Source organism: Mycobacterium sp. PO1, assembly GCF_017312405.1.
Classification (GTDB): domain Bacteria; phylum Actinomycetota; class Actinomycetes; order Mycobacteriales; family Mycobacteriaceae; genus Mycobacterium.
On sequence record NZ_BLTG01000054.1, the window covers coordinates 626 to 19,574 of the forward strand.

Here is an 18,949-nt window from a genome sequence, read left to right on the forward strand (position 1 = left end):
GCTGCTGCTCGAAGCCGACGATCGCGCCCCCGGCACGGTGGTCGACCGCGATTTCGTCGCCGCGCACTCGGCGGGCTTCACCGACTACGAGCGCCGCACCCGGGCGGTGGACCTGACCGAGGTGGCGGAGGCAACCGGCATCGACCGGGTGCAGCTGGACCGTGTCGCGGCCATGATGGCCGGCGCCCAACGCATCGTGGTGTGCTGGGCGATGGGGCTGACCCAACACAAGCACGCGGTGCCCACCATCTCCGAGATCTCCAACGTGCTGTTGATGCGCGGCATGATCGGCAAACCGGGCGCGGGCCTGTGCCCGGTACGCGGACACTCCAACGTTCAGGGTGACCGCACCATGGGTATCTGGGAGAAGATGCCCGAGACCTTTCTCACCGCGCTGGACGACCGGTTCGGCATCAGCAGTCCGCGCGACCACGGGCTCGACACCGTGGATGCGATCCGGGCCATGCGCGACGGCAAGGCCAAGGTCTTCATGGCGATGGGCGGCAACTTCGCCTCGGCGACCCCGGACACCCCGGTGACCGAAGCCGCCCTACGCAAGTGCGCACTGACGGTGCAGGTGTCGACCAAGCTGAACCGTAGCCATCTGGTGCACGGCCGCACCGCCGTGATCCTGCCGTCCCTGGGCCGCACCGACCGTGACGTCCAGGCGGGCGGCAAACAGCAGGTGTCGGTCGAGGACTCGATGTCGATGGTGCATCTGTCCCGCGGCAGCCTGCACCCGCCGAGCGATCAGGTGCGCAGCGAGGTGTCCATCGTCTGCCAGCTTGCCCGGACCCTGCTCGGGCCCGGGCACCCGGTGCCGTGGGAGCGGTTCAACGCCGACTACGACACCATCCGCGACGCCATCGCCGCGGTGGTCCCCGGCTGCGCGGACTACAACCGCAAAGTGCGCGCACCCGACGGATTTCAGCTTCCTCACCCGCCGCGCGACTCGCGCGACTTCCCCACCACCACGGGCAAGGCGAACTTCAGCACCTATCCGATCGAATGGGTTCCGGTGCCACCCGGGCGGCTGGTGCTTCAGACGCTGCGCAGCCACGATCAGTACAACACCACCATCTACGGGCTTGACGACCGCTACCGCGGCGTCAAGGGCGGTCGACGGGTGGTGTTCGTCAACCCCGCCGACCTCGAGGCGTTGGGCCTGGCCGACGGTGACCGCGTCGACCTGATCTCCGAGTTCACCGACGCCGACGGACGCACCCAGGAGCGCCGCGCCGACGACTTCGCAGTGGTGTCCTACTCGACGCCGGTCGGCAACGCGGCGGCCTACTACCCCGAAACCAATCCCCTGGTGCCCCTTGATCACACGGCGGCCAAGTCGAACACCCCGGTGTCCAAGGCGGTCGTCATCCGACTGGAGCGTCGACCATGGGCAGGGTGACCGCGCGGCGTCGCGTTCAGCACGTGACGGCCGGCGACGCGGTCGCACGGCCGGAGACGCTGGTGGTCGAGGAGCCCCTCGAGATCCGGGTCAACGGTGCGCCGGTGACCGTCACGATGCGCACCCCGGGCGCCGACATCGAACTGGCGCAAGGCTTTCTGCTCACCGAGGGCATCGTGGCCGAGCGCGACGACATCGTGGCCGTGCGCTACTGCCGCGGTGCCGATGTGGACGGGGTCAACAGCTACAACGTCCTCGATGTCACCTTGGCGCCGGAGGTTCCCGCCCCGGATGTGGACCCCACCCGCAACTTCTACACGACATCGTCGTGCGGCGTGTGCGGCAAGGCGTCCCTGGAGGCGGTGCGGTTGGTCAGCAAGCACGGCCCCGGCGACGACCCGAGCACCGTCACTGCCGACACCTTGTCGCGGCTACCGGGCAAACTGCGTGAACAGCAGAAGGTGTTCGCCGCCACCGGCGGGCTGCACGGCGCCGCACTGTTCGCCGCCGACGGTGCTCTGCTGGTGGTGCGTGAGGACATCGGCAGACACAACGCAGTGGACAAGGTCATCGGGTGGGCCCTCGAGCAGCGTCGCATCCCGCTGGGCGGCACGGTGCTGCTGGTCAGTGGTCGAGCGTCGTTCGAGCTGACACAGAAGGCGGTGATGGCCGGTATCCCGATCCTGGCGGCGGTGTCGGCGCCGTCGTCGCTGGCGGTGGATCTGGCCAGCCAGTCCGGCATCACGCTGGTGGCGTTCCTGCGCGGAACGTCGATGAACATCTACACGCGGCCCGACCGGGTGACCGGCTGACTTAGTCGCTTACCGCGAAAATGCGCTGACGGTCGTCAGTCGGCGCACTGCACGACCCTCAGCGCATTTTCGTGTGTGACAGGACTGGGCGCGCTTTCGCGCGGCAGGACTAGGCGCTCTTGTCGCGGCGCTCGTTGCGCGACGGCTTGCGCGGCACGATCGTCGGCAGGACGTTGTCCTCGACGGTCTCCTTGGTGACGACGACCTTGGCCACGTCGTCACGGCTGGGGATGTCGTACATCACCGGCAGCAGCACTTCTTCCATGATGGCGCGCAGACCACGCGCCCCGGTGCCGCGGTGGATGGCCTGATCGGCGATGGCCTCCAGGGCGTCGGCGGTGAACTCGAGCTCCACGCCGTCCATGTCGAAGAGCCTGGTGTACTGCTTCACCAGTGCGTTCTTCGGCTGGGACAGGATCTGCACGAGCGAGTCCTTGTCCAGGTTGGTGACCGACGCGACGACGGGCAGGCGGCCGATGAACTCGGGGATCAGACCGAACTTGATCAGGTCTTCCGGCATGACCTCGGCGAAGTGGTCCTGGGTGTCGATCTCGGCCTTGGAGTGCACCTCGGCGCCGAAACCCAGTCCGCGTTTGCCGACGCGGTCGGAGACGATCTTCTCCAGGCCTGCGAACGCACCGGCCACGATGAACAGCACGTTGGTGGTGTCGATCTGGATGAACTCCTGGTGGGGGTGCTTGCGGCCGCCCTGCGGGGGCACCGAGGCCTGGGTGCCTTCCAGGATCTTCAGCAGCGCCTGCTGCACGCCCTCGCCCGAGACGTCGCGGGTGATCGACGGGTTCTCGCTCTTGCGGGCGATCTTGTCGACCTCGTCGATGTAGATGATGCCCGTCTCGGCGCGCTTGACGTCGTAGTCGGCTGCCTGGATGAGCTTGAGCAGGATGTTCTCGACGTCCTCGCCGACATAGCCGGCTTCGGTCAGCGCGGTGGCGTCGGCGATGGCGAACGGGACGTTGAGCATCTTGGCCAGCGTCTGGGCCAGGTAGGTCTTGCCGCATCCGGTCGGACCGAGCATGAGGATGTTGGACTTGGCCAGCTCGACGGTCTCGGCGCGCGAGTCGCGGGTCTTCTCCCCGGCCTGGATGCGCTTGTAGTGGTTGTAGACCGCGACGGCGAGGGTGCGCTTGGCGGTGTCCTGACCGATGACGTAGCCCTCGAGGAACTCGCGGATCTCCGCGGGCTTGGGCAGCTCGTCGAGCTTGACGTCGTCGGCGTCGGCGAGCTCCTCTTCGATGATCTCGTTGCACAGATCGATGCACTCGTCACAGATGTACACGCCTGGTCCGGCGATGAGTTTCTTCACCTGCTTCTGGCTCTTGCCACAGAACGAGCACTTCAGCAGGTCACCGCCGTCTCCAATGCGTGCCATGGTGTTGGGGTCCCACTTCCTACTATTCGGCAGTCGTGATCAGTTGCTTCGGTGGTCACACCGGGAATGAACCCGACGCTACCCGCTTGTTCACCGGCTGTGCGACCGATAAAGCCGAATCGCGCCGGTGGTATTCGTATGTGGTTGCGCCAACATATCCCCTGATGCGCTCCGGATGGCTACGGAACACACCACCGTGTCTCTGGCGTGTCGCTGCTGTAACCCGCCGTAGTCACCGATTCCAACGTACCTGCCGTGCACGGCGGGGTGTTCTACCGCCGGCCCGGGCCGACCGGACCTGGGCCCACCGGGCCGGGACCCACCGGGCCGGGACCGACCGGACCCACGACTCCCCCGACCCCGACCGGGCCCAACGGCCCCACCACGGGGTTGGGATCGAGGTAGACGTTGACGTCGTAGTACAGGCACTGGTTGGTGATCACGTCCCAGTACATCCCCGCCGGGCAGACCGGCTCCTGCGCATACCCCGGCGCCGGTGCACCCAGCTGCAGCAACGAACCTGCGACCGCCGCCGCGGCGACTCCGATCGTCCTCCGCCGAATCCCCACCGCATCCACCCTTCGCCGCCGTCAATATCAGCGGTTGACAGCCTGCCACGCGCGGACCGTGCCGGCCCGTTTTCGGCGGCATTGGGCTGACGTAGCCTGCGACCATGACCACCCTCGACGACGCATTTGCCTTGGCGCGCGACGACAACGGGCTGGCCGTGGTGTCGACTCTGCGGGCCGACCACACGATCCAGTCGACGCTCGTCAACGCCGGTCCCCTGCTTCACCCCGGCACCGGCGCCCAGGTGCTCGGCTTCGTCACCTACGGGCGGGTCAAACTGGCCAATCTGCGGGCTCGTCCCCAGATCACCGTGACGTTCCGGCGGGGCTGGCAGTGGGCCACCGTGGAGGGCCGGGCCGACGTGGCCGGACCGGACGACGAGCAGCCCTGGGTGGACCGGCCCGACGCGCTGGCCCAGTTGCTGCGCGACGTGTTCACCGCCGCGGGCGGCACCCACGACGACTGGGACGCCTACGACCGCACGATGCGCGAGCAGCGGCGCGCGGCCGTGCTGATCACACCGGCCCGGATCTACAGCAACGGCTGAGGCGGTCAGGCGGTCTGCGCCGACAGCTTCCGGTACTCCAGGACCGTGTCGATGATGCCGTACTCCTTGGCCGCCTCAGCGGTCAGGATCTTGTCGCGGTCGGTGTCCTTGCGGATCGTCTCCGGATCCTTGCCGGTGTGCCGCGCGAGCGTGGTCTCCATCAGGGTGCGCATCCGCTCGATCTCGGCGGCCTGGATCTCCAGGTCCGAGAACTGCCCCTGGATGACGCCGCCGAGCGCGGGCTGGTGGATCAGCACGCGGGCGTTGGGCAGCGCCAGGCGCTTGCCCGGTGTTCCGGCGGCCAGCAGCACCGCCGCGGCCGAAGCGGCCTGGCCCAGGCACACCGTCTGGATGTCGGCGCGCACGTACTGCATGGTGTCGTAGATCGCCATCAGGCTGGTGAACGACCCGCCCGGGGAGTTGATGTACATCGTGATGTCGCGGTCGGGATCCAGCGACTCGAGCACCAGCAACTGGGCCATGATGTCGTTGGCCGAGGCGTCGTCCACCTGCACACCGAGGAAGATGATGCGTTCCTCGAACAGCTTGTTGTACGGGTTGGACTCCTTGACGCCGAAGCTCGAGTGCTCGATGAACGACGGCAGGATGTAGCGGGCCTGCGGCTGCTGGCCTGCGGTGCCGTGAGGAGTGCTCAGTCGAGGATCGGTCATGAGTTCGCTCCGTTGAAGTTGACGCTGGTGATGATGTGGTCGACGAAGCCGTATTCGAGGGCTTCCTGCGCGGTGAACCAGCGGTCGCGGTCGGAGTCTGCCTCGATGCGCTCGATGGTCTGCCCGGTGAACTCCGCGTTCAGCCGGAACATCTCCTTCTTGATCGAGGCGAACTGCTCGGCCTGGATCGCGATGTCCGCCGCGCCACCGGTGATGCCGCCCAGGGGCTGGTGCATCAGGATCCGCGCGTGCGGCAGCGCATAGCGCTTGCCCTTGGTGCCCGCCGCCAACAGGAACTCACCCATCGAGGCGGCCATTCCCATCGCGTACGTCGCAACGTCGCACGGCGCCAGCACCATGGTGTCGTAGATCGCCATGCCGGCGCTGATCGAGCCGCCCGGCGAGTTGATGTAGAGGTGGATGTCCTTGGTGGGGTCTTCGGCGGCCAACAAGAGGATCTGTGCGCACAGCCGGTTGGCGATGTCGTCGTCCACCTGCGAGCCCAGGAAAATGATGCGCTCGGCGAGCAACCGCTCGTAGACCGAGTCCTGGAGCGTGAGTCCCTGCGGCGCGCCACGCATATCAGTCACGACTGGATACCTGCTTTCTATATGTACTTCCGACGCGGTGACCGGTCTTACGGACGACACTAACCAACGCGCGCCGCCGGGGAGTCCCCAGACTGCGCGCGTTCGCTCAGAGCATCACTTGCTGTCGTCGTCCTCCGCAGCAGCCTCGGCTGATTCCTGCGGGGTCTCCGCTGCTTGCTCGACTGCTTCCTCGGCGTCGTCACCAGAGGCCTCGTCCTCGCCACCGGCGGCCGCGGCCTGCTCATCGGACGGGCCGAAGAACTCGGTGGTGTCGATCGTGTTGCCCTCGGTGTCGGTGACGGTCGCGCCGTGCACCACCGCGGCAACAGTCAGTCCGCGACGCACATCGGCGAACATCGCGGGCAGCTGGTTGTTCTGCTGCAACATCTGCAACAGCTGCTGGGGCTCGATGCCGTACTGACGCGACATCAGCACCAGCCGCTCGGTCAGATCGTTCTGTCCGACCTGGATCTCCAGCTTGTCGGCGATGGCATCCATCAACAGCTGGGTCTTGATCGCCTTCTCGGCATTGCTGCGGTTGTCGGCGTCGAATTCCTCGCGGCTGCTGCCCTGCTCGGCGAGCTGCTCGGCGAACTTCTCCTCGTCGTGGTCCACGCCGTGGATGGCGTTGTGCAGCGTGTCGTCGACCTGGGCCTGGACCACTTTCTCCGGCAGCGGCACCTCGACCTGTTCGAGCAGCTGCTCGATGGCCTTGTCCCGGATCTGCTCGGCCTGCTGCACCCGCTTGACCTGGGCGACCTTCTCGCGCAGGTCCTCGCGCAGCTCGTCGATGGTGTCGAACTCGCTGGCCAGCTGGGCGAAGTCGTCGTCGAGTTCGGGCAGCTCGCGGGTCTTGACCGACTTCACGGTGACGGTCACCTGCGCCTCCTGGCCGGCATGCGCGCCCGCGACCAGCGTGGTGGTGAAGACCCGGCTCTCGCCCTCCTTGAGTCCGACGATCGCCTCGTCCAGACCGTCGATCAGCTGACCCGAACCGACCTCGTGGGACAACCCCTCGGTGTTGGCCTCGGGGACGTCCTCGCCGTTGACGGTGGCCGACAGGTCGATCGAGACGAAGTCGCCGGTCTCGGCGGCCCGCTCGACGCCGGTCAGGGTGCCGAAACGCTTCTGCAGCGACTCCAGCTCGGCGTTGACGTCCTCGTCGTTGATCTCGATGGCGTCGACGGTCAGGGTCAGCGCGGAGAAGTCCGGCAGGTCGATCTCGGGGCGGATGTCGACCTCGGCGGTGAACACCAGCTCCTCGTTGTCCTCGAGCTTGGTGATCTCGATCTCAGGCTGGCCCAGGGGCTGCAGCGACTCGGCGGTGATGGCCTCGCTGTAGCGGCCGGGTAGCGCATCGTTGACGACCTGCTCGAGCACCGCGCCGCGCCCGACGCGGGCTTCCAGCAGCTTGCGGGGGGCCTTGCCGGGACGGAAGCCGGGCAGCCGGATCTGCTTGGCAAGCTGCTTGAAGGCCTTGTCGATCTCGGGCTCGAGCTCTGTGAAGGGCACCTCCACGTTGATGCGAACCCTGGTCGGGCTCAACTTCTCGACGGTGCTCTTCACGTTCGTACTCCTCTATTGATGTTCGTGATCGTTCGTTCGCGGGGGTGACGTGCTGGTCGGGGTGACAGGATTTGAACCTGCGGCCTTCCGCTCCCAAAGCGGATGCGCTACCAAGCTGCGCTACACCCCGGTCGTCGCGGCATCGCGCATGCGCGCAGCGTCAGACCACCGGCGATACTACGTGGTCACCGCTGCTCGACGACAACGGACCGACCACCGGCCGAGCCGATTGGATTTGCGCCGGGCCGGACCGGTACATTTGGCCGGTACTGCCTGCACAGGCAGCACATGCGGGCGTAGCTCAATGGTAGAGCCCTAGTCTTCCAAACTAGCTACGCGGGTTCGATTCCCGTCGCCCGCTCCACGAGCGCCACGGCGTTACTCGGCTGACCGTGTCGGCGCCGAATTACCAGCGCCACCCGGCCGCGCCGTACCGGCGCGGGACGGTCGACGGCGATCAGTGCGCGCTCACGTCGCAACACCGGCCCCCGGCCGCACGTGCAAAAAACACTGCCGCCCCCGGGGAAAGCAGGGGCGGCAGTGAAAGTCTCGGGTCAGATCACCAATCGCCGATGGGCGGGCCGACCGGATACTCGCCCTCGTACGCGGATGCGGTGCTGCCGACCACGGCGCGGACGGTGTCGCGAACCTCGCCCTGCGCGTTGACGACGCCGGCGTCGGCAAGACGCGTCTCGGAGATGCCGCGCGCCACACCGAAGTCATTGATGCGGATGACGGAGTTCTGCGTCTGCGACGCCGTGATGTTGGGGCTGGGGCCGACCTCGTCGACGTCGGCGTTGGCGGTGCCGCTGCCGAATCCGATGGCCGCCGCCACGGCGGCGAATGAGCCCACGGCGAGCAGACCCAGTTTGGTGGAACTGCGAGTGGTAGCTCTGGCGTGACCAGCCATCAGCATTCCCCTTTTGTAGGGAGGACGTCGATCCTCATGAAGTTGTGCAGGGAACTAAATGCTAGCGCCGGGCCTCAGATTCTGCACACTGAACCAGCGAGGGTCATATCATCAAAAGCCCTGCTCAAGCCGGGTGCCAGCAACGCTGAAGGTGACTCCCAGCAAATTGACAGCAACAGTCGGCTCCGCAGATGCGGGGCCAGTTGCGGACTTCACCAGCCCCCGCGAACCCAGACGTGCCAGCCCCACCAGAACCACCCGGCCAGCAGCAGCCAGCGCAGGATCCGCCATTGGAACAGCACATCGACGACCACGGTCAACGACGGCAACCGCGGATGCAGCAGACAGATCATCTGCCACAACGCCAGCACGACGAAGGCCACCGCCCAGATCGCCAGGATCAGGGTGGGCGAATCCGGAGCCAGGTTCATCGCCGCACCAGCCACCAGCCGAGCCCGAGCCAGGCCGTGAACCCGCCCACACGAACGGCGTAGTTCTCGAACCACCCGTTCATCAGATAGCTCAACGTGGGATAGGACGGCCGAGGCGAACTGAAATGGACGGACAAGATCCACACCGCGAGCGCGGCGAACAACACCGCCCACACCGCCAGACCCCGTCTGCCGATCCGGCCAAGCCGCACGGGTGTCCGGTCGGCGCGGCGTCGGTGCCATCCTCGGCGCAGCGCGTACCCAAGAAATGCGATCCCGGGGATCGCGGTGAACACGGCACTGTAGAGCGTCCAGGGCGAGCCGGCCACGGCGACTGCGGAATATCCGAGCGCCACGGCAAGCAGAGTCCACGCGCGTCCCGCACACATTCGGGGCTTCCCCGGCGCCATGCCTCTACGCTATCGACCACGCGTCGATGGGCGAGGTGGCCGACTGGCCTCTCCGGTATCGGCAGCCGAAGGTCAGTGAATCGACATCGAGCAGGCCATAGGCGTGTGATCCACGACATGGACGAGTCGTTCGGTGTGATGCACGACAAATCGTGGACTGCACCGACTGCTCGACATACCTTTGACCCACTTCGCCGACATACGAGTTGCGACTCCGACAGTGCAACTCACGCCTCGACGAGGTTCCCCGCGCAACGGTGCCGATCCGGATTGCCGCACCATCACGGACACGTACAAGCGCGCGTCGCACTGGCCCCGCCTGGCCGCGCTGACCCGATATTTCAATTTGCTATTAATGCGCTGCAGCCGCTGTTTGGCATGGTCGAGCAGATGTTCGTTCCGACGTGAAGGCACCACAAGGCGAATCAATCCGCACGAATCATGCTGTTAAAAAGCATTTTTCGTAAACTCGCGATGAACCTTTCGTCGCAGTTTGCCGCCGGCAGACTTCTGCAGCGATCTCGTCGCGCACCAAGATCATATTTGCTATACGCTGCCCGCATCGAACCGGAACACTCTGAGGAGTACAAACCGATGGGCATTCGTCAACCGCTGTGGGCAGGCATTGCCGCCGTAACAACCACCACCCTGCTGGCGACGACCGTGACACCGCCGCCCCTCTCCGAACGCGACAAGGGTGTCGTATCCGAAACCGCGGTACAGCTGTCCGCCGCATACACCCAGTTCCCCTCGGCCGCAACGCCGCCGGCCGACCCTGCGCAACTCAGCGAGGGCCTGCACCTCATCGCTGCGGTATCCGCATCCTCAGCCGACCAACGGGCCGCTGCCATGTCGGCTGTCGACGCGCCGGATGGGTTCGCGGCCGCTGACGACCTCCTCGGCGACGGATCGCTGCCGCGGGAACTGCTCGAGCTCTATGTCACGGGTGGGCCGAGCGCCGTCGTGGCCTACGTGTCACTTGCCCTCAGCGACGCCATCTTCGGTGAAGACTCGATTCCCTCCCAGATCCTGGGCGAATACTTCGACGGCGGCCCGCAGGCCGTCGTCGCCTACACGACGCTGGCGCTCAGTGACGCCGTCTTCGGAGAGGACTCGTTCGCCTCCGGTCTGGTGACAGCCTGGTTCTACGGGTATCCGTTCGACGACGATGACGCCCAAGGCGCTTATGCGGGGGTCGTGCACTACGTCATCGACACAATCGTGGCGCTCCAGGAAAACAGCGAGAGCCCCGCCGACGCCGAGCCCGATGACCAGAGCGACACCACGGCAGGCGAGGAAATGGGCGACGAGGAGACGCCTGTCGCTGATGCAGCCGACACGCCTGCTCTGGAGGGCCCGAATCCCGATCGCGTGACCTTCGAGCAGGCGAGTCCCGGCGAGGCCACCGTCGACGATGAATCGTCCGACGCCCAAGCTCCAGAGGTACACATCGCGGACATCGACGCGATCAGCGACGACGGTTCGAGCAACAGCACTGACGACGCGACTTCGGAAGAGGCAGAGGCGCCCGACTCCGTCGAAGGTGTCGGAGGTGTCGGAGAAGGCGCACAGCCGGACGGCGAAGAGGCCGATCCTGACAGTTCGGACGCAGAGTCGGTGGACGACGAGGCGGCAGACGACGAGGCGGCAGACGACGAGGCTTCGGACGACGAGGCGGAAGCGTCACCCGACCACGATTCGGACGACAACGACGACCGTGAACGGCCACACGAATCCGAGAAGAGCGACAAAGCCTCCCGCGATACGGGTTCCGATACGTCCGACAGCGGTGACAGCGAGTAGCTGCTGATCCGTCAATCGTGTCCGCCGGCGGCGGCTCTCCGTCGGGAGGGCCGCCGCCTTTTCGCGATGGCACAGGCGTGGCATCGCGGACGGACGCGAGCGGCGCGATCTAGGGACTTTCGCCCCTAGCCTTGCCGACCGGCTGCGCCGTGAACTGAACCATCGCACCGATCTCGATTTCGATTGCTGGGGGATGTCGATGACCGCCGAGGCGCCCGCGCTACTGGAGCTGAAAGCCCGCCGCCCCTTTCCACCCCGTCTCGGCCCCAAGGGCAATCTGATCTACAAGCTGATCACCACGACCGATCACAAGCTGATCGGCATCATGTACGTGGTCGCGTGCTTCGCGTTCTTTCTCATCGGCGGATTGATGGCGCTGTTCATCCGCACCGAGTTGGTCTCCCCTGGTCTGCAGTTCCTGTCCAACGAGCAGTACAACCAGCTGTTCACCATGCACGGCACCGCGATGCTGCTGTTCTACGCCACCCCGATCGTGTTCGGCTTCGCGAATCTGGTGCTGCCGCTGCAGATCGGCGCGCCGGACGTGGCGTTCCCGCGGCTCAACGCGTTCTCGTTCTGGCTGTTCCTGTTCGGTGCGTTGATCGCGCTGAGCGGGTTCATCACCCCCGGCGGGGCAGCGGACTTCGGCTGGACGGCGTACTCGCCGCTGACGGACTCGATCCATTCCCCCGGCGCGGGGGCGAACCTGTGGATTCTGGGCCTCGGCGTGGGCGGGTTGGGAACGATCCTGGGTGCGGTCAACATGATCACCACGGTGGTGTGCATGCGCGCGCCGGGTATGACGATGTTCCGGATGCCGATCTTCACCTGGAACATCCTGGTGACCTCGATCCTGGTGCTGCTGATCTTTCCGCTGCTGACTGCGGCGTTGTTCGGCCTGGCCGCCGACCGGGTGCTGGGCGCCCACGTCTACGACCCGGCCAACGGCGGAGTGTTGTTGTGGCAGCACCTGTTCTGGTTCTTCGGCCACCCCGAGGTGTACGTCATCGCGTTGCCCTTCTTCGGCATCGTCAGCGAGATCTTCCCGGTGTTCAGCCGTAAGCCGATCTTCGGCTACACCACACTGGTGTATGCCACGGTCAGCATCGCTGCGTTGTCCATGGCGGTGTGGGCGCATCACATGTTCGCGACCGGTGCGGTGCTGCTGCCGTTCTTCTCGTTCATGACGTTCCTGATCGCGGTGCCCACCGGCATCAAGTTCTTCAACTGGATCGGCACGATGTGGAAGGGCCAGTTGACGTTCGAGACCCCGATGTTGTTCGCGATCGGCTTCATCGCCACGTTCCTGCTCGGTGGCCTGTCGGGTGTGCTGCTGGCCAGCCCGCCGCTGGACTTCCACGTCCATGACACCTATTTCGTGGTGGCCCATTTCCACTACGTGTTGTTCGGCACGATCGTGTTCGCCACCTACGCGGGCATCTACTTCTGGTTCCCGAAGATGACCGGCCGGCTGCTCGACGAGCGGCTGGGCAAGCTGCACTTCTGGCTGACCTTCATCGGCTTCCACACCACGTTCCTGGTGCAACACTGGTTGGGTAATGAGGGCATGCCGCGCCGCTACGCCGACTACCTGCCCAGCGACGGGTTCACCGCGCTGAACATCGTGTCGACCATCGGCGCGTTCATCCTGGGCGCCTCGATGCTGCCGTTCGTCTGGAACGTCTTCAAGAGCTGGCGTTACGGCGAGCCGGTGACCGTCGACGACCCATGGGGTTACGGCAACTCGCTGGAGTGGGCCACCAGCTGCCCACCACCGCGGCACAACTTCACCGAGCTCCCGCGCATCCGTTCGGAGCGTCCCGCGTTCGAGTTGCACTATCCGCACATGGTCGAGCGCATGCGCCGCGAGGCCTACATCGGCCGCTCCCACGGCCCCGGCGGGGGCGACGTCACCCGGGTCGAGAGCGAGAACGTCCGCAGCTGAGGCTCAGTCAGGGGCGCCGCTGAGGTCCCGGGTCGCCGGGCCTTCGAGCAACGTTCCGTCGGGCGCGAACCGGGATCCGTGCAGCGGGCACTCCCAGGCCTGGTCGGCGTCGTTCCAGTTGACGATGCCGCCGAGGTGTGGGCACACCGGTGATACCCGGTGCTCGACGCCGTCGACGACGCTGCGCGCCTCCATGTTCCACGGCGGCCCACTGACCACGCCCCCATTGTCGGGGGTTCGGTTGCCGATTCTGGTCACCGGCGTGACCCATCCTCGAGCCATGTACAGCCCGACCTCGGCGTTGATCTGCATGGCCTTCGGGATGCCGGACAGTTCGTGCGGGCTCCAGCTCGCAAACGCCTGCGCCCAGTCCATCCGCCCGCCGAGGATACGGCTGGTCAACGCCAAGGCGGCGGCGGTGCCGTTCGTCATGCCCCACTTGTCGAATCCCGTTGCCACGAAGATCTCGTCGTTACCGGGCAGGATGGGGCCGACGTAGGGCAATTCGTCGATCGGGCTGTAGTCCTGCGCCGACCAGAAGTGCGTCTGAACCGCCCCCGGAAAGTGCAGCTTGGCCCACGAGTCGAGTTCCTGCACCGACGACGCCGGGCCCTTCTGCTGTCCCACCAGATGACCCGCGCCGCCGACGATCAACCGGTCACCGGCGGCGGTGGGTGCGTATCGCAGCGAGCGGGTCGGCGAGTCGGCGGAGATGTACATGCCTCGGGTGATGTCCCCGGGCACCTGGTAGGCCAGACAGTACGAGCGCTGCGGTTTGAGCCGGGCGAAGAAGCCGCCTCGGTCGAGGATCGGGATGCCGGTGGCCAGCACGCACTGATCGGCGGAGACCTCGAACTCGTCTGCGGCGGCGGTGCGCACGTGCATCGCCAGTCCCTGTCCGCGACCGGTCACCTTCTGCACCCGCACACCCTGCGCCAGCCGACCGCCGTGTTCCTCGAGCTCGACGATCAGGCTGTCCAGCAACGGCATCGGATCGAATTGCGCCTGGTCGCGCAAGCGGACGCCGCCATGAAAGGGGAACGGCACGTCGGCGTCGTCGACCCAGTCCACGTCGAGTCCGGCCGCCCGGCACGCCTCGAGTTCCTCGCGCGCCGACGAAACACCCTGCGCGGACTGCGCGTAGGTGAGCGCGTCTTCGCGCTGCACGGACAATCCGTGCTCGGCGCAGCGCTGCACCAGCCATTCCATGCCCTCGCGGTTGCCTTCGACGTACTGGCGCCCGACCTTCGGGCCGTGCTTGCCGACGATCTTGGACAGCTTGGTGTGCTGTAGCAGACTGATCTTCGCGGTGGTGTTGCCGGTGGCGCCCGCACCGACCGTCAGCGCCTCGAGCACCAGGACATCCTTGCCTGCGCGGGCCAACAGCACTGCCGTGATCAGACCGGTCAATCCGGCGCCGACCACGACGACGTCCGCCGAGCGCTGGTCTTCGGCCAATCGTGTCGGCGACGACTCGTCAAGACGATCGGCCAACCACAAAGAAGTCATGGCCTCGCAGTACCCCCGGGTACAAACACCAAACGAGCCGGGCTTTCACAGCGGGTGGGCCGATACACGAACGTCCGGCTGCGTCCCGGGAGTAACGACGCGTCGACGGGTGACTCGAGCGCGACCGAACACCGTCTCGCTCTGACCCGCGCACGAAAGCTGCCGGCCGGCCGAGGAACCGTGTTCCGCGGCCGGCCGGCGCCGGAATCATGTGAGCGTCACGCGCTCGGCGGCGTCCCGGTCTCAGTGGTCGTCGCAGCCTTTCGGCCGAAGACGACACCGAGACCGATCATCAGAACCGCCAGGACCAGGTGCAGCCAGTTGTCGGCGGTGTTCAGCGGCACGAAGTTCGCGTCGCTGTTCAAGTTGATGATGAGCCCGTACAGCCACAGCACGGCGTACACCACACCGCCGCCCACCAGGTATATCCGGGCGGTGTTGAAGCTGCGCGCCAGCGCGAGTCCGGCGATGCCGAACAGCAGATGCACGATGTTGTGCAGTACCGAGACGGCGAAAATTCCGAGCAGCAGCGCGCTGGGCGGGTGGTGCCCGGCGAAGGACATGTCGCCGTAGTTGGTGGTGATACCGGGAATGAAGCCGGCGATTCCGACGAGCAGGAAAACCACGCCGAAAATGAATGCGGTCATCTGCACAGGCGTGTTGATCGCCAGACCGCGACGCCCGGTGGTCGAAGAATTGACCATGATCAGGTACCTCCTCAAGGTGGGCCAATGTCTGTGGGCCGGTCGTATCCGGCCCGCACAGTGCTACCCGGGCTGAGTCCACAAAAACGCCTCCTGCACAGGTTTTCGCAGCATGGATATGTTGTGGCAATCGCGTCCGGACCTCAGAGCGGCGCTGGACGCGCCAGACCGTAGGCTTTCGCCTCATGCCCATGAACGACGTCGACCATCGGCTGAGCCCGCCGCCCACGGACGGCTACGTCTACCGGACGGCGTGGCGGGTGGCCACCGGTGACATCGGCGCCGATCTCGAGCTCAGGCTCGATTCGGTGGCCAGATACCTGCAAGAAGTGGGTGCGGAGAACCTGGTGGACGCCGGCGAGGCCGAGCAGCATCCCCACTGGCTTGTGCAGCGCACGGTGATCGATGTGATCGAACCGGTGAAGTTCCCCAACGAGGTGTCGTTCAGCCGGTGGTGTTCGGCGTTGTCGACACGGTGGTGCACGATGCGCGTCGACCTGGACGGCAGCGACGGCGGTCACATCGAGACCGAGGGTTTCTGGATAGCGATGAACGCGAAGACCCTGACCCCGCAGCGGGCTACCGATACTCTGTTGGAACGGTTCGGATCCACCACCGACGAGCACCGGCTCAAGTGGCGACCGTGGCTGCAGAACCCGGCCCAGACCGACGACACGATGCCGTTTCCTCTGCGGCGCACCGATATCGACCTGTTCGAACACGTCACCAATACCGCGTACTGGCACGCAATTCACGAGTTGGCGCCGCTGGCGCCTGATGTCGTCGATCCCCCATACCGGGCAGTGATCGAGTACCGCCGTCCGATCAAGTACGGCGAGGATGTGACCCTCCGCTGGACCCGGCGGGGCTCCGCGGCCACGGCCGACATGGAGATCGCATTGACTGTCGAGGACGAGGTCCGAGCGGCGGCGCTGCTCCGAAAGTTGTGACTACCCGATTCGCGTAGCGCCGACCGCGCTCGACCGGCATGCAGACCTGGGCGGGTCAGTCACGCACGTCAACATCGAGCAAATCACAGATACATAACTGAAACTGCTTCGTAGCGCTCAGTACGACTTCTCATCCATGGCCATGAACAGCACTGCCACGGCCAACAGCGCGCCAATCAGAATGATGTAAGTCATGAACGTCTCCGGCTTCATTGTGCTCTAGGCGTGAACAGCGAACTCCACCATAACGACGGTTGACGCCGATGGCAATAACCGCAGCCGCGAAATGTGTGACTTCTTACAGATTTGGCAAAGTACCATCAGCTGGTGGCAAACTCTCCCTGATGACACATGCGCCCCGAAGCTGCAGTTCAGAGCATTGGAAAGTCGATGACTCGGTTGTGTCGCAACCCAAAATGCACCGAAAAGTGTGAATACAGTTATCTTGTGCACTATTAAACTGTGCGCTACCGCCGTGGCGTCGGTTCAGCTCTGCGCGCACATCACTGAAATCGCAGCTCACGCACCAGAGCGGACCGGTTTCTGTCGGTACGCTGAGTGCCATGGAAGGCGCCCTGCTCATCTTGATCTTGTTGGTCGTGGCTGCGATCGGTGTTGCGGTCTATGCGTCGTCGAAGGCGTCGAGCCGGCGCACCGCCACCTCGCTGGCTGACGCCCAGGCCGACGCCCGCCGCGTCATCGAACGGCTCGGCGGTCAGGTGTTCGCCCTCTCCGCCACCGATGGCGCCGCCAAGCAGGCACTTGCCGACGCATCCGAGCGGTACACCGCGGCGTCGTCACAGATGGAGCAGGCCACCACGCCCCGCCAGGCCCAACTGGCGAAAGAAAGCGCGATGGAGGGCCTCTACTACGTGCGGGCCGCGCGAACTGCGATGGGGATGGATCCCGGACCGGAGCTCGAGTCGCTGTCGGGCCAGCGCACGGCCGGCACCGTCACCGAGGATCGCCGCATCGCCTTCGAGGGCCGTGAGATCGAGGCCTCACCCGCACCCTCGGAGCGCACACCGAACTACTACCCCGGCGGTCGGGTGGCCGGACGTCCCGTGCCCGCGGGTTGGTATTCGGAGCCGTGGTGGAAGCCGGCGCTGGTCGCCGGAGCCTGGGGCGTGGGATCTGCACTTCTGTTCAGCAGCTTGTTCTCCGGCATGGCCGGCGTGGGCTACGGCGCGCAGGGGTTCGAGAACGGCTACGGCGAAGGCTTCCAGGACGGCATGGCGGCCGGTCAGGACGGCGGTTTCGACGGTGGCGACGGCGGGGACTTCGGCGGCGGCGACTGGGGCGGCGGCGGAGACTTCGGCGGTGGCGATTTCGGCGGGTTCGAGTTCTGAGCGAGCTCGCTCATCCAGTGCCCTGGCAGGTGGGACACCAGAACAGGTTTCGGCCCTCGAGCTCGGTGGTCCGAATGGCATCACCGCACACCCGACACGGATCACCGGCCCGCCGGTAGACGTAGGTCCGTGGGCGTCCCTTGCGGTAGGACGGTGCACCGAGGTCGTGCTCGGCGCGCACGACGACGATCTTCCCGCGGCGCACGCCGATCTTCATCAGAGCGACCAGATCGGTCCACATGGCGTCGAATTCGGTCGCGCTGATGGTGGTGCCGGGCCTCATCGGGTCTATGCGATGGCGAAACAGCAGCTCGCTGCGATACACATTGCCGACGCCCGCGATGACCGTCTGGTCCATCAGCAGAGCACCGATGCTCCTGCGGGACTTGCTGATCCGTCGCCACGCCAATTCCGGGTCGGCATCACTGCGCAATGGATCGGGGCCCAACTTGGCGACCACGTCCGCGATATCCGGCTCCTCGATCACCTCGCAGACCGTCGGTCCGCGCAGATCGGTGCCGTAGTCGGCGCCGATGATCCGCATCCGCACCTGCCCGACCGCCTCGGGCTCGATCCCGTTGGCGGGCACCGGCCATTCGGTGAACGCGCCGTAGAGACCGAGGTGCACATGCACGATGCGGCCGCCGTCGTAATGATGGAACAGGTGCTTACCCCAGGCGCTGGCCTTGGCGAACGAGCGGCCGCTGACCGACGCTGCGCCCTCGACGAAGCGGCCCTGCGGGCTCGTCACCGTGACCGGCTTGCGCCCATACCGGCGTTGGTGCTGGCGAGCCAGCCGATGCAGCGTATGACCTTCGGGCATGAAGCCGAAACAGTGTTAGGAAATCACGCGCCGGGGACCGGTGGCGCGAGGTGTGTCTTCTCATAGTCGGCGAGAATGTCGATGCGGCGCTGATGGCGGGGCGCCTCCGACCACTCGGCGCCCAGAAACGCGTCGACGATCGCGAGCGCTTCCTCGGTGGTGTGCATGCGCCCGCCGATGCCGATGAGTTGGGCGTTGTTGTGCTCCCGCGCCAGCGACGCGGTCTCGGTGCTCCACGCCAGTGCGCAGCGGGCGCCCGGCACCTTGTTCGCGGCGATCTGCTCACCATTGCCCGAACCGCCGAGCACGATGCCCAGACTGCCTGGATCGGCGACGGTCTTCTCCGCGGCCGCGATGCAGAAGGCCGGGTAGTCGTCGTCGGCGTCGTAGCTGAACGCTCCGCAGTCGACGGGCTCGTGACCCGTCGCCCTCAAGTGCTCGATGATGGCCTGCTTGAGCTCGTATCCGGCGTGGTCCGCCCCGAGGTAGACGCGCATGGCGCTTACCCTACTGCCCCACCCTGCTCCGCAACCGCGCGTACCGGCACAGCGACCTTTCTCCGCG

General features: G+C 65.9%; 19 protein-coding genes and 2 tRNA genes. 8 read left to right on the plus strand and 13 right to left on the minus strand.

What is annotated here, in order from left to right; all coding sequences use genetic code 11:
- Window positions 1-1,405, plus strand: a 1,405-nt coding sequence (locus J3476_RS18535) for an FdhF/YdeP family oxidoreductase (RefSeq protein WP_286183326.1), incomplete at its 5' end; no start/stop codon positions are given.
- Window positions 1,393-2,217, plus strand: a complete 825-nt coding sequence (fdhD, locus tag J3476_RS18540; RefSeq protein ID WP_207067865.1) for a formate dehydrogenase accessory sulfurtransferase FdhD — start codon at window positions 1,393-1,395, stop codon at window positions 2,215-2,217. The genes J3476_RS18535 and fdhD, both read left to right, overlap by 13 nt.
- A gap of 109 nt (window positions 2,218-2,326) precedes the next feature.
- Here fdhD and clpX read toward each other — a convergent pair whose 3' ends face one another.
- A complete protein-coding gene (gene clpX, locus J3476_RS18545) occupies window positions 2,327-3,607 on the minus strand; it encodes an ATP-dependent Clp protease ATP-binding subunit ClpX (RefSeq protein ID WP_207067866.1) in 1,281 nt (426 codons plus the stop codon).
- Window positions 3,608-3,879: 272 nt separating this feature from the next.
- Window positions 3,880-4,176: a hypothetical protein gene (locus tag J3476_RS18550; protein WP_207067867.1), complete on the minus strand. Its 297-nt coding sequence runs from the start codon at window positions 4,174-4,176 to the stop codon at window positions 3,880-3,882.
- A 104-nt stretch (window positions 4,177-4,280) separates the two neighbouring features.
- Between J3476_RS18550 and J3476_RS18555 the strand changes: the two genes are divergently transcribed.
- Complete coding sequence (locus J3476_RS18555) at window positions 4,281-4,724, plus strand: TIGR03618 family F420-dependent PPOX class oxidoreductase (RefSeq protein WP_207067868.1); 444 nt, start codon at window positions 4,281-4,283, stop codon at window positions 4,722-4,724.
- Between the two features lie 5 nt (window positions 4,725-4,729).
- On the opposite strand, the gene clpP2 is transcribed toward J3476_RS18555, so the two are convergent.
- The 4 genes from clpP2 to J3476_RS18575 form a co-directional block, all read right to left on the minus strand.
- Window positions 4,730-5,395 carry an ATP-dependent CLP protease proteolytic subunit ClpP2 gene (clpP2, locus tag J3476_RS18560; protein WP_152517863.1) on the minus strand — a complete coding sequence of 222 codons (666 nt, stop codon included), beginning with the start codon at window positions 5,393-5,395 and terminating at the stop codon, window positions 4,730-4,732.
- The gene (locus tag J3476_RS18565) at window positions 5,392-5,976 is read right to left on the minus strand and encodes an ATP-dependent Clp protease proteolytic subunit (RefSeq protein WP_173012233.1); all 585 of its coding nucleotides are present in this window, start codon (window positions 5,974-5,976) and stop codon (window positions 5,392-5,394) included. The genes clpP2 and J3476_RS18565 overlap by 4 nt, the downstream gene beginning before the upstream one ends.
- A 123-nt stretch (window positions 5,977-6,099) precedes the next feature.
- On the minus strand, window positions 6,100-7,551 hold the full coding sequence (tig, locus tag J3476_RS18570; protein ID WP_207067869.1) for a trigger factor: 1,452 nt from the start codon (window positions 7,549-7,551) through the stop codon (window positions 6,100-6,102).
- A 53-nt stretch (window positions 7,552-7,604) separates the two neighbouring features.
- Window positions 7,605-7,681: transfer RNA gene (locus J3476_RS18575), tRNA-Pro, on the minus strand.
- Between the two features lie 160 nt (window positions 7,682-7,841).
- Here J3476_RS18575 and J3476_RS18580 point away from each other — a divergent pair.
- A tRNA-Gly gene (locus J3476_RS18580) sits at window positions 7,842-7,915 on the plus strand.
- Between the two features lie 195 nt (window positions 7,916-8,110).
- Here J3476_RS18580 and J3476_RS18585 read toward each other — a convergent pair.
- The 3 genes from J3476_RS18585 to J3476_RS18595 all read right to left on the minus strand — a co-directional run bounded on the left by J3476_RS18585 (window position 8,111) and on the right by J3476_RS18595 (window position 9,248).
- A complete protein-coding gene (locus J3476_RS18585) occupies window positions 8,111-8,461 on the minus strand; it encodes a hypothetical protein (RefSeq protein WP_207067898.1) in 351 nt (116 codons plus the stop codon).
- Window positions 8,462-8,673: 212 nt separating this feature from the next.
- Window positions 8,674-8,892 carry a hypothetical protein gene (locus J3476_RS18590; protein WP_207067870.1) on the minus strand — a complete coding sequence of 73 codons (219 nt, stop codon included), beginning with the start codon at window positions 8,890-8,892 and terminating at the stop codon, window positions 8,674-8,676.
- A complete protein-coding gene (locus J3476_RS18595) occupies window positions 8,889-9,248 on the minus strand; it encodes a hypothetical protein (RefSeq protein ID WP_207067871.1) in 360 nt (119 codons plus the stop codon). Before J3476_RS18595 ends, J3476_RS18590 begins: the two co-directional genes overlap by 4 nt.
- 528 nt (window positions 9,249-9,776) lie before the next feature.
- On the opposite strand from J3476_RS18595, the gene J3476_RS18600 reads away from it, so the two are divergent.
- Entirely contained in the window at window positions 9,777-11,105 is a 1,329-nt protein-coding gene (locus J3476_RS18600; protein ID WP_207067872.1) for a hypothetical protein, read from the plus strand.
- A gap of 199 nt (window positions 11,106-11,304) precedes the next feature.
- Complete coding sequence (ctaD, locus tag J3476_RS18605; protein ID WP_207067873.1) at window positions 11,305-13,050, plus strand: cytochrome c oxidase subunit I; 1,746 nt, start codon at window positions 11,305-11,307, stop codon at window positions 13,048-13,050.
- Between the two features lie 3 nt (window positions 13,051-13,053).
- On the opposite strand, the gene J3476_RS18610 is transcribed toward ctaD, so the two are convergent.
- On the minus strand, window positions 13,054-14,559 hold the full coding sequence (locus J3476_RS18610; RefSeq protein ID WP_207067874.1) for an FAD-dependent oxidoreductase: 1,506 nt from the start codon (window positions 14,557-14,559) through the stop codon (window positions 13,054-13,056).
- Between the two features lie 218 nt (window positions 14,560-14,777).
- Window positions 14,778-15,263: a DUF4383 domain-containing protein gene (locus tag J3476_RS18615; RefSeq protein ID WP_207067875.1), complete on the minus strand. Its 486-nt coding sequence runs from the start codon at window positions 15,261-15,263 to the stop codon at window positions 14,778-14,780.
- 185 nt (window positions 15,264-15,448) lie between these two features.
- Between J3476_RS18615 and J3476_RS18620 the strand changes: the two genes are divergently transcribed.
- Together J3476_RS18620 and J3476_RS18625 are read left to right on the plus strand one after the other, a co-directional pair.
- Complete coding sequence (locus J3476_RS18620) at window positions 15,449-16,213, plus strand: acyl-[acyl-carrier-protein] thioesterase (RefSeq protein WP_207067876.1); 765 nt, start codon at window positions 15,449-15,451, stop codon at window positions 16,211-16,213.
- 563 nt (window positions 16,214-16,776) lie between these two features.
- Window positions 16,777-17,562, plus strand: a complete 786-nt coding sequence (locus J3476_RS18625) for a DUF1542 domain-containing protein (RefSeq protein ID WP_207067877.1) — start codon at window positions 16,777-16,779, stop codon at window positions 17,560-17,562.
- A 10-nt stretch (window positions 17,563-17,572) separates the two neighbouring features.
- Here the strand turns inward: J3476_RS18625 and J3476_RS18630 are convergent, their stop codons facing one another.
- Both J3476_RS18630 and J3476_RS18635 read right to left on the minus strand, forming a co-directional pair.
- Complete coding sequence (locus J3476_RS18630) at window positions 17,573-18,385, minus strand: Fpg/Nei family DNA glycosylase (protein ID WP_207067878.1); 813 nt, start codon at window positions 18,383-18,385, stop codon at window positions 17,573-17,575.
- Window positions 18,386-18,408: 23 nt separating this feature from the next.
- Window positions 18,409-18,882 (minus strand): ribose-5-phosphate isomerase, encoded by a 474-nt coding sequence (locus J3476_RS18635; protein WP_207067879.1) that lies wholly within the window; start codon window positions 18,880-18,882, stop codon window positions 18,409-18,411.
- Window positions 18,883-18,949: the final 67 nt, after the last annotated feature.

Excerpts from the sequence above, each read along its gene's own strand:
- fdhD (WP_207067865.1), top strand. The coding sequence starts at position 1,393 with ATGGGCAGGGTGACCGCGCGGCGTCGCGTTCAGCACGTGACGGCCGGC.
- clpX (WP_207067866.1), bottom strand. The coding sequence starts at position 3,607 with ATGGCACGCATTGGAGACGGCGGTGACCTGCTGAAGTGCTCGTTCTGT.
- J3476_RS18555 (WP_207067868.1), top strand. The coding sequence starts at position 4,281 with ATGACCACCCTCGACGACGCATTTGCCTTGGCGCGCGACGACAACGGG.
- clpP2 (WP_152517863.1), bottom strand. The coding sequence starts at position 5,395 with ATGACCGATCCTCGACTGAGCACTCCTCACGGCACCGCAGGCCAGCAG.
- J3476_RS18565 (WP_173012233.1), bottom strand. The coding sequence starts at position 5,976 with ATGCGTGGCGCGCCGCAGGGACTCACGCTCCAGGACTCGGTCTACGAG.
- J3476_RS18585 (WP_207067898.1), bottom strand. The coding sequence starts at position 8,461 with ATGGCTGGTCACGCCAGAGCTACCACTCGCAGTTCCACCAAACTGGGT.
- J3476_RS18590 (WP_207067870.1), bottom strand. The coding sequence starts at position 8,892 with ATGAACCTGGCTCCGGATTCGCCCACCCTGATCCTGGCGATCTGGGCG.
- J3476_RS18600 (WP_207067872.1), top strand. The coding sequence starts at position 9,777 with ATGAACCTTTCGTCGCAGTTTGCCGCCGGCAGACTTCTGCAGCGATCT.
- ctaD (WP_207067873.1), top strand. The coding sequence starts at position 11,305 with ATGACCGCCGAGGCGCCCGCGCTACTGGAGCTGAAAGCCCGCCGCCCC.
- J3476_RS18610 (WP_207067874.1), bottom strand. The coding sequence starts at position 14,559 with ATGACTTCTTTGTGGTTGGCCGATCGTCTTGACGAGTCGTCGCCGACA.
- J3476_RS18615 (WP_207067875.1), bottom strand. The coding sequence starts at position 15,263 with ATGGTCAATTCTTCGACCACCGGGCGTCGCGGTCTGGCGATCAACACG.
- J3476_RS18620 (WP_207067876.1), top strand. The coding sequence starts at position 15,449 with ATGCCCATGAACGACGTCGACCATCGGCTGAGCCCGCCGCCCACGGAC.
- J3476_RS18625 (WP_207067877.1), top strand. The coding sequence starts at position 16,777 with ATGGAAGGCGCCCTGCTCATCTTGATCTTGTTGGTCGTGGCTGCGATC.
- J3476_RS18630 (WP_207067878.1), bottom strand. The coding sequence starts at position 18,385 with ATGCCCGAAGGTCATACGCTGCATCGGCTGGCTCGCCAGCACCAACGC.
- J3476_RS18635 (WP_207067879.1), bottom strand. The coding sequence starts at position 18,882 with ATGCGCGTCTACCTCGGGGCGGACCACGCCGGATACGAGCTCAAGCAG.